The following is a 15,480-nucleotide window of genomic DNA, read 5'->3' on the forward strand; positions in this document are numbered from 1 at the left end:
AGCAGCAAAACACCGACCAGAACTAGACAACAACACCGCGCAGGGGGTCAATTTTCCAGAGACCACCCGGGGTCAAAGTTCCCGAAGCGTTGACATGAGCACCCGCCGTCGAGAAGAACGCCCTTTGCGGGATGCAGCGCGTCGACCGACGACGCTCGGCATTGTGTGCTGCCGACTTCAGGGCTGTGTGGTCGGGAGTCGACTACCCCTGCTGCGAAGAAGGTTGGGCTGCACGGCGGCGCGCGAGCTCTGCGGCGTAGCCGGGGCGGGTGTTGCCCGCGTCCTGGGTCCAGCGTGCGGTCGTCCGGTCCGGTCGCGGTGGCGTCACGACGGCCATCGCTAAGTTCCATGAGTAGTTCGCCCAGAGCCGAGGGCACAGCGATCGGCTGCTCGCCGAGCGGCAGCTGCACGCCGTGCCGGGTAACGAGGATGTGCTCGGTGGTCAGGCGTGCCCCGGCTCGGGCGTTTGCCCACTGTCGATCGTCAGCGGCGAGGGCGTCCTACACGGACTGCGCTCAGATCCCCAACTCTCGGGCGACCCCGGGCGCGACCGGGGCGCGGAGCCGCCGGCGACGTCGACGGGCAGCCGGGCCACGATCCGGGCAGTCAGCGCCCGCTCGGCCTGGTGCAGCGCCGAGCGCACGATGCGGTCGACCCGGCCGGCCGCCGGTGGCTCGATCCGCTCCGCCCGGCAGCGCACCAGCACCTCGTCGCGCACCGGCTCGGCACGCCCTCGGCCTCGCGCGGGGGCGACCGAGCGCCTTGTGGCTAACACGAGCACATGGACGGGTGCCGGGGCGCTGCCGCCCCAGTAGTCCCATGCGGACGTGTCGCCGCATGCAGCGCCTCCACCCGTTCGGACCGCGGCAAGCAGCACATGGTCAGCAGGCACCCGGGGCCGGGTTAGACCGTAGTCGTTGGCCGGTGCGGACTGAGGTCTCACGCTGCGGGGATGAGCGCGATTCGGCAGGTGACGCCATGCTGGTCGGTGTACAGGTCCGGGTCCATCCCGGCGGGCATCGGTGCCGTCCCGACCACGAGCACGGCGGCCCGCAGCGCGGGCATGGGCGGTCCACTCGTCACTGCCCGGTCGGGACAACAGGTATGCCTCTTCCTGACCGGTGGGGGCCTCGGCAATCCACGCGGTCAGGATCAGTGCGCCGAGCAGCCCTTCGATCGATCCGTCATCACGCCTCGACCGGTCGCTACAACTGGGCGAGGAGAGTTCAAGGCTTCTGGTGCGTGCCCATTCGTGTGTGCGTTTCGCTGACCTCGAACCCTATTTTGCCAAGCGGGGAAAGAGTTCCTCGGCGGCGGAGCGGTGCACGTCGTCCAGGCGTTCCGCGCCGGGGCCGTTGTAGGTGGCGAGGAAGTGGTCGAAGCGGGCGCTCCATTCCGGGTGTGCTTGGGGGAAATCACTGCCGTAGAGGACGTGGCCCGGCTCCGCGAACGCCAAAAGTGACGGCAGCGAGGTGGGGGTTGCGGACAGGGCTGTTCGGACTCTCGGTTCTGGTCGTGTTCCGGGGCCGCTCTGGTGGTCACCGCGTGCGGGAGTGGATCCGCCACCGCTGGTCCGTCCCGGCAGGCCCGGCAGTACCGCGACGGTCTCGCCGGCAACGGACGACGGCCGATGCGAGGCCGAAACCGTCCCTGGGCGGCTCACCCATCACTCGATCACGGGTTGAAACCAGCCGTCAGCGTGGCGGCCCCAGGATGACGTTCCCGAACATCGTCGCAGCCTCGGCCATCCGGGCCGGGGAAATCTCGAAACCGTCCGGGCGAGGTTCGGCCCGGTCGCGGCCGGCGTGGCGGAACATGCCCTCGATCCCCGCCGGGGTGTTGATCATCAGCAGGTCGGCCTTCGCAGACGTGATGCGATAGGCGTGCGGGATGTTCTTGGGCAGGAAAACGATGCCGCCCTCCGCCAGCTCCATCTCCTCCTCCCCCACCCAGACCAGCGCGGTGCCCTTGATGAGCATGAAGACTTCGTCTTCCTTGGTGTGCAGGTGAAACGGCGGCGCCTCACCCTTGGCGACGTCGAACCGGCCGACCATCAGCCGGCCGTCGGTGGCCGCGCCGTCGAGCAGAATCGACAGCGTGCCGCCGTCGAGCCACTCCAGTTTTTGCTGCTGATCGGGCTGGGCCAGGTAGGCCATGCTCATCGGCCGGCTCCGTTCGAAGTGGACGGTCAGAGGGAACCGAGGACACGCAGCCGATCGGCGACCGCGCGGCGGGCGACGTCGGTGTCCCAGGCGAACGTTTCGAACTCGTGCGGCACCCCGGGATGCAGGTGGAACTCCACGTCGACCCCGGCCGCACCGAGCCGCCGGGCGTAGTCGAGATCCTCGTCGCGGAAGATGTCGAGCTGGCCGACCTCGAGGTACGTCGGCGGCAGGCCCGAGAGGTCGGCCGCCCGCGCCGCGGCGGCGTACGGCGAGACGGCGGGGCCGCCGGCCCGGTCACCGAGCAGCGCCGACCACCCGGTGACGTTGTCCTCGTAGGTCCACGTCGCGAACGGGACCAGCTCCGGGTCCGGCGTCGTCGTGCGGTCGTCGAGCATCGGGAAGACCAGGATCTGGCGCGCCACCGCCGGGCCGCCGCGGTCGCGGGCCAGCAGCGTCACCCCGGCGGCCAGGCCGCCACCGGCACTGTCCCCCATCACGGCGATCCGGGCCGGGTCGACGCCGAGTTCGGCGGCGTGGTCGTGGAGCCACTTCAGTCCGGTGTAGACGTCTTCGATCGGCGTGGGGTCGGGGTATTCGGGCGCGAGCCGGTAGTCGACGGCCAGCATCGGCACGCCGCTCGCGGACACGTACCGGGCGATCGGCGCGTCGTAGAGCTCGACGCTGCCCAGGATCATCCCGCCGCCGTGCAGGTACAACGCGGCCGAGCCCGGGGCGGCGCCGTCCTTGGCGTACCAGCGCAGCAGCACCTTCGCGCCGTCCTCGGCGACCGCGTGGAAGTCGGTGGCCGTCACGTCGGCCGGGGTGGGCTGCAGCGCCGCGGTCTCGGCCATCATCGCTTCCAACGCGACGCGCCGGGTCGCGATGTCGCCCACGGCGGGGTGGGGTGCGTCAGCCATGGCTTCGGCCATCGGCGCCAGGATCGCGGCGACCTGAGGGTCGACGGTGAATGTCACGAAGTCCTTCTTCCCGGCACTCGTGCGCCTTAAACGGAAGATATCGTCCGACTAACAGGGCTGTCAACGACGCCTGCGGGCCATCGAGCTGCGATGATCGGTGCCGTGACCGAGGAACAGGACAAGGTCGTCCGGCGACGGGGGCCACGACGGGACGCGGCCGACAACCGCGACCGCGTCCTGGCGGCCGCCGCCGTCGCGGTCCGCCGGGAAGGGACCGCGGTCCCGATGGCCACCATCGCGGCGGACGCCGGCGTCGGCGTCGGGACGGTGTACCGCCACTACCCCTCGCGGGACGCGCTGCTCGGCGCGTTGACGCACCGGTCCTTCCAGCTGGTGCTGGACACCGCCCGCCGGGCCGCGGCCTTCGACGGACCACCGATCGAGCGGATCCGCTTCTTCCTCGAACGAACCATCGAGCACGGATCGGACCTCGTGCTCCCGATGCACGGTGGCCCGGCACCCGGCGACCAGGCCACCCTCGCGCTCCGGGACGAGGCCCACCGGACGCTGGGCTCAATCCTGGAACAAGGACGAGACGACGGCACGATCCGGGCCGACGTGACCAGAGCCGACATCGTCAGCTTCGGCGCGTTGCTGGCACAGGGCCTCCCCCACGTCCCGGAGTGGAAGCCGACGGCTCGCCGTCAAGCCGACATCTACCTGGCCGGCCTCCTGAACCGGGCGGCCGGCCGGATCCCGGCCGCTGAACCGGCGGGGTCGACGTGATGCAGCAACGCGGTCACACCGGGCGCCGCAGGTAGGCGACATTGGTCGACCCGGTCGTTCCAGCCGCCGGCGACGGCGCCCAACCCCGGGTGACGTTCGGTGGTGTAGCTGTCCAGCAGCACGCGACCCCTTCGGCAGGTCGCCGCTTGCCGGGTGTCGTCGGCGAACCCAGGTGATCAACGATGCCTTCGACCTGCCGACCGAGGGGATCGGCACCTTCGGCAGCAACACCTGACCACCCTCGACCGCTATCCGGACTGCGGACTGCGGGTCCGCTCCACGATCATCTGCAGCGCCTCGACATGCCCGAGAAACCGATGCCGGCCCTCCCCTGTGGCCTGCACCGAAGTCTTCGGCACCCGCCCGGCATACGTCCGCCGCTGCTCGACGTATCCGTCCTTCTTCAGCGTCGCCAACTGTTTGGACAGCGCGGAGTCCGACAGGGACACCGCGTCCCGCAGAAAAGCGAAATCGCACCACTGTGCCGCACACAGCACCGACATGATCGCCAGCCGAGTAGGATCCGACAGCAGGCGGTCCAGCCCGGACGGTGGTGGAGCTGTCATGCGGGCTGCCGCCGCTGGGCCACCGCGAGCAGCAGCTGCGACAGCGCGAACAGCGCGGTGAACGCGGCACCGTACAGCACCCCGCCGACAGTGTTGGGATACCCGGACAGACCGACTGCATCGGCGAGGTCACGGGTGACATCGCCGCCGTAGCGGGAGATCAGCCACGCGCCCAGACCCGCGACGAACGCCACGACGCCGAAGACCCACGGGACGAACGACTGACGGCGCTGCACGCCGCGCACCCTACCCAGCGGCGCCGGGCCGTTCACGCGGCTGGTCGCGAACACCACGGCCAGCACCACCAGAACCAGAACGGCGACGAGTTTCGCGCCACTGAGACTGATGACGTCGTTGAGCGCCATGCCTCCGGCAGCCAGCACGAAGACCGCGACGTAGACCCACCACGGCAGACGTGCCGCCCGCCGGGTCCGGTCCTGGTGCACCCGAACCGCGGCCAGGGCTTCGACTGCTTGCTGCTCGTCCATGACTGCCTCTTCCGTCGACTACTTGCCTACCTGGAAAGTACTCACTTCTTTCCAAATAGGCAAGTAGTCGACGGAGCGCTTGCGCGGGCATCTCACGCCGTGCCCTGCGACCTAACATGCCTTCCCCGAACTCCGTCGCGGTGATGGAGGGCAGGACCGCTGAGAATGGCACCGACGCTGTCCACCGCGGCCTACCGCGCCACCGGGCTCCGGCGACGTCTACCACCCAGCGAATCCATCGCGTTGCCTCTGCAGGGATTCGTGAGCCCGAGAGCAAGGGCTGTTCCAGTTTGGACGGGCCGTCCAGGTTGATCAACGCCGCCCCATCGGTGTGCGGTGCTCGAGTCGAATGAGACAAGCAGCTTTCAGGGCCACGCGACGACGTGCCCACTGACACGGGCAGATCGGCCCGGATACCAGCTGGCGCATGCCCGACGCACCGGTAACCCTGCCCGGCTGGCAGAAGTTTCTGCGCAGCTACAGCGAAGATTTTCTGCGAGTCGACTCCGAGCGGAGTTGATGGATGCACTTCGCGATCTGACTCCGGTGCGTCGGCAAGCAGAGCGCACAGGACAGCCAGTGGCTTCACGCCGGCACGACGGAGAACCGCTGCCGCGCCGCGACGTCGAGCAGCAAGCGATCCCCGCCGAGCACGTCCAGGCTCGCGGCTCATTGGCGAGAACAAGCAGCTCCGGGAGGTCCGGTAGGGATCATCCCGGATGCTCCGGACGCGCTCCGCCGCAACACTGGTTGCCTCACCGACTCGGAGGAAGAATTCCTTGAGACACCCAGGAATCAGGTTCACCGCGCTGGCCGTCGCCAGCATCGCAGGACTGTCGCTCACCACGGTCGGGACCGCCGCGGCGATCGGCGGTCCCGACCGTCAAGCGATCATCCGGGCGTTGGACCTGATGACCACGACCGGAGCCGCCGGCGCGCAGGTTCGAATCGCCGCCGACGGCCGGGAGTTCACCGCCCGCAGCGGCGTCGCCCGGCTGGGCTCCCCCGCCGGCGTGCCGGTGAACGGGCGGTTCCGGATCGCCAGCGTCACCAAGACCTTCACCGCCACCGTCCTCCTCCAACTCGCCGGCGAAGGGCGGCTCGCCCTCGACGACACCGTGTCCCGGTACCTGCCCGGACTGCTGCCCGACGGGGACCGGATCACCGTCCGCATGCTGCTGCAGCACAGCAGCGGCCTGTACAACTACTCCGACGACCTCACCGGCGACCCGGTCGAGCTCCAGCGGCACTGGGACCCCCAGGACCTGGTGGCCATGGCCACCGCCCACCCCCTGAACTTCCCGCCCGGCACCGCGTCGAAGTACTCCAACACCGACTACATCGTCGCCGGGCTGCTCGTCGAACACCTCACCGGCCGATCCTGGGCCACCGCCGTCCGGAGCCGGATCATCCACCCGCTCGGCCTCCACGACACTTCCCTGCCCGGCGACCGCACCACCATTCCCGGCCCGCACGCCCACGGCTACACCCCGCGCGACGGCACACTCGTCGACGTCACCGCGATGAACCCGTCCGTCGGCTGGGCCGCCGGCGAGATCATCTCCACCACCGCCGACCTCGACACCTTCACCGAAGCCCTGTTCGGCGGCCGGCTCCTTCGACCGGAACAACTGGCAGAGATGACCGCGCCGGCGCCGGGCGCGGCTTACGGCCTGGGCCTGAGCACCAACGTGCTGTCCTGCGGTGTGCAGGTGTGGGGCCATACCGGCGACGTCCCCGGCTACCACACGCTCTTGGCCGTCACCCGCGACGGCCGCACCCGCCTGCAACTGTCCCTGACCACCGCCACCAGGCAAACGCCGCTGCAGGGCTATCGCCAGCTCGTCGACGAAGTCTTCTGCGGGTAAGGAAAACCCATGGCACGGCTCGCCGTAGGGTGATACGCCGAGTGCCGAGGTGACCGACGGGTGAGCGGACGGTCGCGGGCGCTCAGGAACCCTCGCCGACCTGAGCCGCGCAATGCTCCCCACCTCGGTGAAGACGTCGTGCTTGGTGATGGAGAACGCGCTCAGCGCGGCCGGCAGCACCAAGGCGGGAACAACGTCAGCGCCACCACCCGCGAGCGGCAGCGACGCTGAGCTCTCGGGCCGCCGCTGCGGTGTCAAGATCGCCGGGCGATGCGGGAGGGCAGCAGGAACGCCAGCAGAGCGATGGCTGCTGCGGCGGCGCCGGTTGCGGCCAGCACAATGTGAGGTGGGGTCGTGGTGATGGTTTCGGCGAGAACCAGGCCGCCTGCGGCGAAGCCCCAGCCGATGGCGGCGTATTGCAGACTGAATCCCGTTGCGCGGCGGTCGGCGGGAAGGATTCGTTCCAGGTGCAGGGACCGGGCCAGGACTACCGGGCCTTCCAGCAGGCCCGCCAAGCCGTAGAGGCAAAGCAGGAAGGTGCTGCCCTGGAAGAAAAAACAGGAGACGACCACGGCGCCCAGCAGAGCCAGGCACACGTCGGCCTGTTGTTCGTGGCTCCCCGGCCACGTGCGACGGGCGCTGTAGAGCAGGCTGCCCAGACCGGTGCCGATCGCGTAGGCGCCCAGGGCGACGCCCGAAAGCGCCGATTCGAACAACGGCGGTGCGACGACCGTCATCGCACCCAGCAGCAGACGGAGCACGGCGGTCAGCAGGAGCGAGCGACCCAACAGGCGGGCCAGCGGCCACAGGGCCGTCCTGGCCACGTCCTCGCGGTGCGGGGGCGTGCGTGGCAGCCACAACGCCGCGACCGTCCCCATCGCGGGAATGGCTGCGACGAGGGCGATGGTCATGGTCGGTGAGAAGAGGGTGGCCGTCACGCTGGCCAGGATCGGCGCCAGCCCCCAGCAGGCTTGATTGAGCACCGTGTCCAGCGACAGCGCCCGGGGCAGGGCGGCAGGGCCGACGACGTGGGTCAGCGTCGAACGCAGGCCGCCCGGCGCGCCGGCGGGAATCGCGCCCGCGAGCGCCGCTGTCGCGAGCAGGACCGCGGGCGGGGCGTCCGCGGTCACCGAGACCGCCAGGGCGACGAACAACAGCGCCTCCACGGCCAGACACGGCGCGAGCATGCGGCGCGGTGACCACTTGTCGACCAGGGTGCCGGCGACCGGTGCCGCGCACGCCTCGCCCAGGGTGTGCGCGACGACCAGCAGGCCGCCGAACGCGTAGCCGCCACTGGCCTCGTGCCCGACCAGCACCAGCGCCAGCGGTGCCATGGCCACCGGCAGGCGGGACCCGATTGTCGCCACGGCCCACGCCGGCCAACCGCGGCTCGAGACGATGTCGCGGTAGCGGTACTTCGCCTCGTCGGTCCGCAGTGCGCTCACGATGCCTCCCGTTACCGGTGACGGTACCTTTGATGGTAAACAAGGTGGACTCAGCCCGCGATTCGGACGGAGGTGGCCATGACCGGTTCCTACGCGCGCAACCTCGCGCCGCCCGAGCTGGAACCCGTTCGCTGCCTGCTGAACAGCTGGTCGATCTCGCACCGCACGCGTGAGCCGGAGGACCTGTTCGACGAGGTCGCGAGCGGCAGGAAGACGTGGTCGGCGGTGGTGCCCGTCCTGCCGCGGCCCATCGACATGGCCGAACTGCGCCGCCTGCGCGACGACTTGCGCGACGTCTTGGGCGAGGGTGCGCCGCGGAACCTGGCCCGGTGGCTGGAGCGCTACCCGTTGCGGGTGGTGCTGGACTCCGGGACGCCCCGGCACGCGCCTCCGAACGGCCGGTGCGTCGAGCACGTGCTGGCGCTCGTGGTGGACGCCGTCGCGGCGGGCACGTGGAAGCGGCTGCGCGCTTGTCCCGACTGCCGCCGCGTGTTCTACGACCGCTCGCGCAACCTCAGCCGCACCTGGTGCGGTATGTACGCCGAAGGTCCGGACGGGCGCGCCTGCGGCAGCATCGCGAAGGTCCGCAGGTACCGCAAGCGCGCCCAAGCCCGCCTCACCCAACAGGGCGAGTCCTGACGATCTCAGGCCCGGCCGAGTTTGCCCAGGAACCGCTGCTTGTCGATGACTGCCCGCCGGTGCGTGCCTCGGCTGACGACCACACCCCCGGCGTCGGTGACGGTGAAGTCCACGTCGATTCCCCGGCCATGGCGCTTCATCACCACGTCGTAGGTCACGGTGTCGCCCATCGGCGTCGGCGCCAGGTGCTCCAGGTGGACGTCCACCCCCACGGTCATCTCGCCGGGCTCCAGCTCCGCGGCGATCGCGGCGACGCAAACCCGCTCCATCCCACCCAGAATGGCCGGCGTGGACAGCACGTAGAGCCCTTCATTGCCCCACCGGACGGCGCAGTCGTCCTCTTCGACGACCCGGCTGTCACGTCCTTCGATCGTGTGGCCTTCCATCCCTGCTCAGCTCCCCTGCGTGGCGAACCGCTCCACCACGTCCTTGTAGATGTTCTTCTTCTGCATTTCGGTGGTGCCGCCGGCGATCCGGATGGCCACCGCGTCGCGCAGCCGCCGCTCCACACCCTGTGTCCGGTCGTAGCCGGAGTGCCCGAAGATCTGCACCAGTTCCAGCGCCGAGGTCACCCCGCCTTCGGAGGCCGCCAGCTTGGCGCACGAAGCCAGAGCGTTGTAGCTGCTGTCGCGGCGGATCAGCGCGTCCGCCGCCGCGTAGGCCAGGTGGCGCGAGGCCTCGACGGTCGTGCGCATCGCCACGACTTTGTCCTGGACGTATTCGTGGTTGCCGATGGCCGTGCCGAACGCCTGCCGGCTGGAGGTGCGCGCGATCGTCGCCGGCAGCAACGCTTCCAGCTGCGAGGCCACGACGATGCCGTACATGAGCCGGTCGAACGCCAGGAACGAGTACAGCGTCGTCAGACCGTCACCGGCCGGTCCGACGATGTTCGCCTCGGTGACCGGCACGTTGCGCAGGTGGATCGGCCCGGTCGGGCTGGTGCGCTGCCCGAGCAGGTCTTCCGGCTCGCCGGTCGACACACCGGTCATGCCGCGATCCACCACGAACAGCGTGATGTCACGCTTGCCGATGCCGTCCAACCGGCCCACGACCAGCAGAATGTCCGCGACCGGCGCATTGGTGATGTGGCTCTTGTCGCCCGACAGCAGCCACCGTCCTCCGTCGTGGACGGTGGCGCGGGTGTGTACGGCGGCCACGTGTGACCCGCCCGTCGGCTCGGTGGCCGCGGTCGCCCCCACCGCGCCCGACATCAGCGGCGGCAACAACCGGGCCTTCTGCTCGGTGGTGCCGTGCTCCAGCAGCACGTGCACCAAGCCGGCGTGTGCCACGGCGGTCAGGACGAATCCGGAGTCGTCCGCTCCGAGCGCCAGGCCCTCCAGCCCCGCCAGGAAGTCCCACAGCGACCCGCCCTCGCCACCGTGCTCGACGGGCACGTGCGCGGTCCAGAACCCCTCGTCGGCGAGTGCCTTCCACGAATCGGAATGGAACGTCCCCGATCGGTCCCGCTCCGCCGCGCCGGGTGCCACTTGCTCGGCGCCGAACCGCCGAAACTTCTCGCGTCGCTCGCGCTGCTCCTGCGTCCATGTGATTTGCACTGGGGTTCAGCCCTTCCTGCTCTGCGAGATGTCGGTCAGGGAGTCGGCCACGGCGGCCGCGAACTGTTCGACGTCGTCGGTGGTGGTGCACGTCGCCACACAGCCCATGCCTCGGGGCGCGAGGACCACGCCCCTGTTCAGCAGCGCCAGGAACAACGCGTGCTGCAACTCGGCGTCGATCGAGCGGGTGTCGCGGAAGACCTCCACCCGCTCGACACCCACGTGGAGGTTGAACAGCGACCCGGTTCCCGTCACCGCGACCGGCACCGGCGCTCCGGCGACCGCGGCCGACACCCGCTCACGCAGCAGACCACCCATCGCGTCGAGAGCGGCGATGGTGGCGGCGTCGAGTTTGTCCAGTGTCACGATGCCCGCGGTCAGGCTGAGCGCGTTGCCGGTGAACGTCCCGCCCTGGTACAGCGCGGGACCGCCGGAGCGCGGGTCGTAGACGTCGGTGCCGCCGCGCGGCTCCAGCAGCGCCATGATGTCGCCCCGGCCGCCGTACGCGCCGATCGGCAGACCGCCGCCGATGATCTTGCCCATGGTGGTCAGATCCGGCGTCACGCCGTACGCCTGCTGCGCGCCGCCCACCGCCAAGCGCAGCGTGATGACCTCGTCGAACACCAGGACGATGCCCAGCTCGTCGCACAGTGCCCGCATCGCGGCCAGGTACTCGCGTTCGGCCGGGATCATGCCTCCTACACCCAGCACGGGCTCCAGGATGAGCGCGGCGATGCGGTCGGCGTTGCGCCGGATGATCTCCTCGGACGCGTCGACGTCGTTGTACGGCACCACGACGGTCTCCTGCAGCCGCGACGGCGAGATGCCCGCCATCTCCGGTACCGGCAGCGGTGACCGCGCGTCGCCCGCTGCGTCCAGCGGCGGCCGCACGCTGATCATCACCTCATCGGTGGTGCCGTGGTACCCGCCCTCGGCCTTGGCGATCGCCGTGCGCCCGGTGAACGCCCGTGCCAGCCGCAACGCGAACATCACCGCCTCCGTGCCTGACCCGGTGAAGCGCACCTTGTCCACCGACGCGACCCGTTGGACGATCCGCTGTGCCAGGTCCCGCTCGGCTGCCCCGGAGAACGAGTGCGCCGTGCCCGAGCCCAGTTGCGCCGCCAGCGCCGCAGTCACGTCCGGATCGGCGTACCCGAGCGGCAGCGCGGTGTAGTTGGCCAGGAAGTCGCGGTAGACGTTGCCGTCCACGTCCGTGAGCCGCACCCCCGAGCCGGCCTTGACATACACCGGGTGCGGCGGCCAGGCGTTGAGACTGCGCGTAGCTCCCGCCGGGATCAGGTGCGCCGTCTCCTCGAAGTGCTTGCGAGACAGGCGTGTGCGGTCCGCGTACTGCTGTGCCACCGTCATGACCGGCCACCACCCCAGGTGAGCAGCGTCGTGCCCCACGTCATGCCGCCGCCGAACCCGGCCAGCAGTACCCGATCACCCGGCAGCACGCGTCCCTCGTGCACGGCGTGGTCCAGCGTGACCGGAATCGACGCAGCCCCGGTGTTGCCGTAGTGGTCCACCGTCAGAGCGACCTGGTCGGGAAGGAAGCCGACCTCCTTGGCGACGTCGACCAGGATGCGGCCGTTGGCCTGATGCGGGACGAACAGGTCGACTTCCGACACGTTCATGGCACACGCCCGCATGACGCCGTCGATCATCTGCGGCAGCCGTTCTTCGACGAATTCGCGGACGGATCGGCCGTCCATCTTGAAGAAGTGGTCACCCGAAGCGAGCGTGTCCGCGGACAGCGGATCCCGGCTACCGCCGGCGGGAATCTGCACGTAATCGACCTTCGTCCCGTCGCTGCCCAGCCGCGAGTACTCGATGGACGCCGCCGTCTCCGATCGGCCCAGCACCACGGCCCCGGCACCGTCACCGAACAAAACCGCCGTGCGCCTATCGCGGTAATCCAGGATGCGCGAATAGGTGTCGGCGCCGATGACCAGCGCATAATCGAAGGCGGGCTCACAGAGCATCATCTTGTGTGCCACGTCCAGCGCATACACGAAACCGGTGCACACCGCGTCGATATCCATGGCGACGGCATTCGAAGCGCCCAAGTTGGCTTGCACCTGGCACGCCGTCGCGGGCAGCGGCATGTCCGGCGTGGACGTCGCCACGATGATGAGGCCGATGGCGTCGGGTCGCACCCCGGCGGCGTCCAACGCCCGCCTGGCAGCCGCCGTGGCCAGGTCAGACGTGGCTTCGGAACTGTCCGCGACACGCCGTTCCAGAATTCCCGTCCGGTCCTCGATCCAGCCCGGCGAGAGGCCGAGTGACCTCTCCAGCACCTCGTTGCCCATTGTCGATTTTGGCAAGTAAGAACCGGTCGCCAGAACTCCAGTAGAACATCCAGGCATACTCAACTCCTTTTTTTGTTACATCCAAGACGACATCACGGAATTTCGGGCACTGCAAAACGAGCACCATCCCGGGTCGGATTGAATGCGAAATTCGGAAACGCGTGGACGACAACCCGCCAGTCGTCACTTACGACGCGCTGAAGGAAGCTTGCGCTCTGACCCCCGTCCCCCATTGATTCACTCCCCTGTCCGCAAAGTACCCGGCATGCACAGAGGAAAACGACGCCATTGGATGTTCACTCGATCGGCCCAGGAGGACATGTCATGGACAGCGTTGCGCATCCAATAAGTGCAAGTGCGATTTTCGTATGACAGAAAACGAATCGATGATGGTTTCGTATCGGCTTGCGGTCGCCGGCCCGGCCAACCGATACGGGCGTCGAGCCGGGAGTGGTGACCGGCCGGCCGCGATGGCGACCGAGGATCTCGTCCAACCCGGCTGCGGCCGCGAGCATGAGCACCGTTCAGCCCGCGCCGGCGTGGGCGGCCCGGCCGGGCCGCTCGTCGACCAGCGGGGGTCGCCCTCGGGCCGCCGTGGCGTGCGTCTGGGGTCCGTCTTGTAGTACTTGTTCACCGCGTCGATGCGGGAGACTGCGCCGGTTTGCCGAACACCTTGCACAGGTGGCGTTTCACCGTGGCTTCGGAAGTGTTCAGGTGGCCGACGTTGCTCATCGCTCGCACGGTCAGCTCCATCGCCTCCCGCTCGCGGCTGGACAGCCGGTCCGTCAGCGGCTTGTCGTTGTTCGACAGGGAGTCGCGGGCCGCACCGGGCCTGAAGGGCGCAGAGCGGTTGGCGGCGCCAGGGTCTGCAGCGAAGTCGTCTCGTGCAAGTTGAGCTGAGCCGGTGCTGTTGGGCGTGTCGGTGGCCGGCATGGGGGTGAGGTCTGCGGGTGGCCACCCCACGGTGGCGTTTGTTGATACCGCACTCCACCGCATGGCGCTGCTTGTAGATCTCGGCATCGAAGGCCGGTGGCCGACCACCTTTCGATCCCTTGGCCTTGCGATGCGCGTCCTGATCGGCCTTGCTCGGAATAGTGGCTTTGATCCCACGACCCCGCAGGTGAGCGCGGTTGGCCTTCGAGGTGTAAGCCTTGCCGGCCAGCACCCGATCAGGACGAGTGCGGGACCACCCACCACCGGTCAGCCGGGGCACCCGGATCCCGGCCAGGACCGGAACGAACTGCGGGCTGTCGCCACGCTGCCCGGCGGTCAGCACGATCGACAACGGCTTCTGCCCCTGCTCACACCCCACTGGCGGGCGAGATCGCCGGTGAGCCGGTCCCGGGTCGTTTCGGCGAGCGCGCCATCGGCGTCGAGGAGCTCGACCAGGTCGGCGTGGCAGATATGCGGAAAGCCGTGGAGTCGAGCCGAATCCGCGGCTTTCCGCACGGGTGAACTTTTAACCGCGAGCCGAGCGGCCGAGGACGTAGCCGGGCACGCCGTCCGGCGCCACCTGATCCTCGAACCGACCGTGCTCGTCCTCAAACCCTGACCGGCACCCGCGTGCGCTCAGTCGTCACCGCCGCTTTCGGCCTCGTCGGCCCGCTCACGGTTGCGCTGCTGCCGCTCCCGCTCACGCCGGCTGTAGGTCGCCCGGCGGACGCGTTCCTCGTCTTCGACACTCGACCCCACCGCCCCCGCGACGATACCCACGGAAGCCGACAGCCACACCAGCTTGAAATACGAAGCCGGCCCCGCCGGATGGCCGAGGACCTGCCCGAAGTAGACGCCTTCGATCAGGACGACCGACGCCACCAGCGCCAGCACGAACAGGATGACGTACATGCAAGCCACCCCGATCGACAACGTCAACACGGTGGAAGCGTTGTACAACAGCGCTTTCCGCCGATCCAGATGCTCGGACGGCGAATCCCACAGATGATTGTGCACCACCAGCCAACCCGCCATGACCACGATCGCCAAAACCGTGATCCCGGCCAGCCGCAGCGCGGGCAGGGCTTCGGCCAGCTTCCAGAACGACGTGGTGATGATGCCGTACGCAGCCGTGGCCGCCGCGGCCGCGGTCGCACCGGCGAGGTTGGGCACCAGCCGCCACGGACGGTTGTCCCGGATCATCCCCGCCAGCAGCCGCAGGCGGCCGCGCACCCCCACCAAGGCCAGGTGCTCGTCCGCGGCGCCACGGCCGCGGATGTGCCGCGTCGGCGCCACCAGCTCCCGCAGCCGGTCCAGGACCCCCCGCGGTGGATCAGCCTCCTTCTCCGAGCGGTGCGCCACCAAGTGCCGGACCAGGTGGACGACCAGCCGGGACGCCCGGCCGCGCAGCCGCAGGGCACCGAGCGCGGGCAGCGACACCATCGCCACGCCGTGGTAGTCCGACGCGATCGGGACCGTCCCGGCCCGCCGCGGAAGGTCGGTGATCAGCACCAGCAGGTCCCAGCCGTGTTCGACCCGGCGCTGCTGCGCCAGGTCCAGCATGGGAATGTCCCCCTCCTCGTTCAGCGGAAGGGACTGCGTCTCGTGCTCGACGCGCCAGGTCGTCTCCTCGTTCAGCGGAAGGGACTGCGTCTCGTGCTCGACACGCCAGTCCGTCTCCTCGCCCAGGTCACGGGCCAGGCGGGCGGGCAGGCCGTCCGCGATTCTCCCGGCGAGCTGCCCGGGCAACCCGTCATCGGTCAGCAGGCCCACCACCAGGGCCTCCGGCGCACGCTGGGCGGTCG

16 protein-coding genes and 1 pseudogene are annotated in these 15,480 nt (G+C 69.4%); 3 read left to right on the plus strand and 14 right to left on the minus strand.

What is annotated here, in order from left to right; all coding sequences use genetic code 11:
* Positions 1 to 442 precede the first annotated feature (442 nt).
* The 4 genes from AB0F15_RS21275 to AB0F15_RS21290 all read right to left on the minus strand — a co-directional run bounded on the left by AB0F15_RS21275 (position 443) and on the right by AB0F15_RS21290 (position 3,139).
* Positions 443 to 718, minus strand: a complete 276-nt coding sequence (locus tag AB0F15_RS21275; RefSeq protein WP_360272739.1) for a hypothetical protein — start codon at positions 716 to 718, stop codon at positions 443 to 445.
* A 221-nt stretch (positions 719 to 939) separates the two neighbouring features.
* Positions 940 to 1,065: a hypothetical protein gene (locus tag AB0F15_RS21280; RefSeq protein ID WP_360272742.1), complete on the minus strand. Its 126-nt coding sequence runs from the start codon at positions 1,063 to 1,065 to the stop codon at positions 940 to 942.
* A gap of 629 nt (positions 1,066 to 1,694) precedes the next feature.
* Entirely contained in the window at positions 1,695 to 2,162 is a 468-nt protein-coding gene (locus AB0F15_RS21285; protein ID WP_360272744.1) for a cupin domain-containing protein, read from the minus strand.
* A 26-nt stretch (positions 2,163 to 2,188) separates the two neighbouring features.
* Positions 2,189 to 3,139, minus strand: a complete 951-nt coding sequence (locus AB0F15_RS21290; protein ID WP_360272746.1) for an alpha/beta hydrolase — start codon at positions 3,137 to 3,139, stop codon at positions 2,189 to 2,191.
* A gap of 105 nt (positions 3,140 to 3,244) precedes the next feature.
* Here AB0F15_RS21290 and AB0F15_RS21295 point away from each other — a divergent pair, with 105 nt between their 5' ends.
* Positions 3,245 to 3,868, plus strand: coding sequence for a TetR/AcrR family transcriptional regulator (locus AB0F15_RS21295; protein ID WP_360272749.1), 624 nt, complete (start codon positions 3,245 to 3,247; stop codon positions 3,866 to 3,868).
* A gap of 248 nt (positions 3,869 to 4,116) precedes the next feature.
* On the opposite strand, the gene AB0F15_RS21300 is transcribed toward AB0F15_RS21295, so the two are convergent.
* Positions 4,117 to 4,434 carry a transcriptional regulator gene (locus tag AB0F15_RS21300; RefSeq protein WP_360272751.1) on the minus strand — a complete coding sequence of 106 codons (318 nt, stop codon included), beginning with the start codon at positions 4,432 to 4,434 and terminating at the stop codon, positions 4,117 to 4,119.
* The gene (locus AB0F15_RS21305; RefSeq protein ID WP_360272754.1) at positions 4,431 to 4,922 is read right to left on the minus strand and encodes a hypothetical protein; all 492 of its coding nucleotides are present in this window, start codon (positions 4,920 to 4,922) and stop codon (positions 4,431 to 4,433) included. The genes AB0F15_RS21300 and AB0F15_RS21305 overlap by 4 nt, the downstream gene beginning before the upstream one ends.
* A 779-nt stretch (positions 4,923 to 5,701) precedes the next feature.
* Between AB0F15_RS21305 and AB0F15_RS21310 the strand changes: the two genes are divergently transcribed.
* Positions 5,702 to 6,790: a serine hydrolase domain-containing protein gene (locus tag AB0F15_RS21310; protein WP_360272757.1), complete on the plus strand. Its 1,089-nt coding sequence runs from the start codon at positions 5,702 to 5,704 to the stop codon at positions 6,788 to 6,790.
* Positions 6,791 to 7,044: 254 nt separating this feature from the next.
* On the opposite strand, the gene AB0F15_RS21315 is transcribed toward AB0F15_RS21310, so the two are convergent.
* Positions 7,045 to 8,235 (minus strand): MFS transporter, encoded by a 1,191-nt coding sequence (locus AB0F15_RS21315; RefSeq protein ID WP_360272760.1) that lies wholly within the window; start codon positions 8,233 to 8,235, stop codon positions 7,045 to 7,047.
* Between the two features lie 78 nt (positions 8,236 to 8,313).
* On the opposite strand from AB0F15_RS21315, the gene AB0F15_RS21320 reads away from it, so the two are divergent.
* Positions 8,314 to 8,874 (plus strand): CGNR zinc finger domain-containing protein, encoded by a 561-nt coding sequence (locus AB0F15_RS21320; RefSeq protein ID WP_360272763.1) that lies wholly within the window; start codon positions 8,314 to 8,316, stop codon positions 8,872 to 8,874.
* Between the two features lie 5 nt (positions 8,875 to 8,879).
* Here the strand turns inward: AB0F15_RS21320 and AB0F15_RS21325 are convergent, their stop codons facing one another.
* From AB0F15_RS21325 to AB0F15_RS21355, 7 genes and pseudogenes are all read right to left on the minus strand, one after another.
* Entirely contained in the window at positions 8,880 to 9,260 is a 381-nt protein-coding gene (locus AB0F15_RS21325; RefSeq protein ID WP_360272766.1) for a hotdog domain-containing protein, read from the minus strand.
* 6 nt (positions 9,261 to 9,266) lie between these two features.
* Positions 9,267 to 10,430, minus strand: a complete 1,164-nt coding sequence (locus AB0F15_RS21330) for an acyl-CoA dehydrogenase family protein (protein WP_360272769.1) — start codon at positions 10,428 to 10,430, stop codon at positions 9,267 to 9,269.
* Positions 10,431 to 10,436: 6 nt separating this feature from the next.
* The gene (locus AB0F15_RS21335; protein ID WP_360272772.1) at positions 10,437 to 11,798 is read right to left on the minus strand and encodes an aspartate aminotransferase family protein; all 1,362 of its coding nucleotides are present in this window, start codon (positions 11,796 to 11,798) and stop codon (positions 10,437 to 10,439) included.
* Entirely contained in the window at positions 11,795 to 12,799 is a 1,005-nt protein-coding gene (locus tag AB0F15_RS21340; RefSeq protein WP_360272774.1) for a beta-ketoacyl-ACP synthase III, read from the minus strand. Before AB0F15_RS21340 ends, AB0F15_RS21335 begins: the two co-directional genes overlap by 4 nt.
* A 573-nt stretch (positions 12,800 to 13,372) precedes the next feature.
* Positions 13,373 to 13,675, minus strand: coding sequence for a hypothetical protein (locus AB0F15_RS21345; protein ID WP_360273014.1), 303 nt, complete (start codon positions 13,673 to 13,675; stop codon positions 13,373 to 13,375).
* Between the two features lie 46 nt (positions 13,676 to 13,721).
* Positions 13,722 to 14,054 (minus strand): annotated as a pseudogene (locus tag AB0F15_RS21350) (transposase); the annotation flags it as partial.
* Between the two features lie 257 nt (positions 14,055 to 14,311).
* Positions 14,312 to 15,451, minus strand: coding sequence for a hypothetical protein (locus tag AB0F15_RS21355; RefSeq protein WP_360272777.1), 1,140 nt, complete (start codon positions 15,449 to 15,451; stop codon positions 14,312 to 14,314).
* Positions 15,452 to 15,480: the final 29 nt, after the last annotated feature.

Source organism: Amycolatopsis sp. NPDC026612 (genome assembly GCF_040638285.1).
In the GTDB taxonomy this organism is placed as follows: domain Bacteria; phylum Actinomycetota; class Actinomycetes; order Mycobacteriales; family Pseudonocardiaceae; genus Amycolatopsis.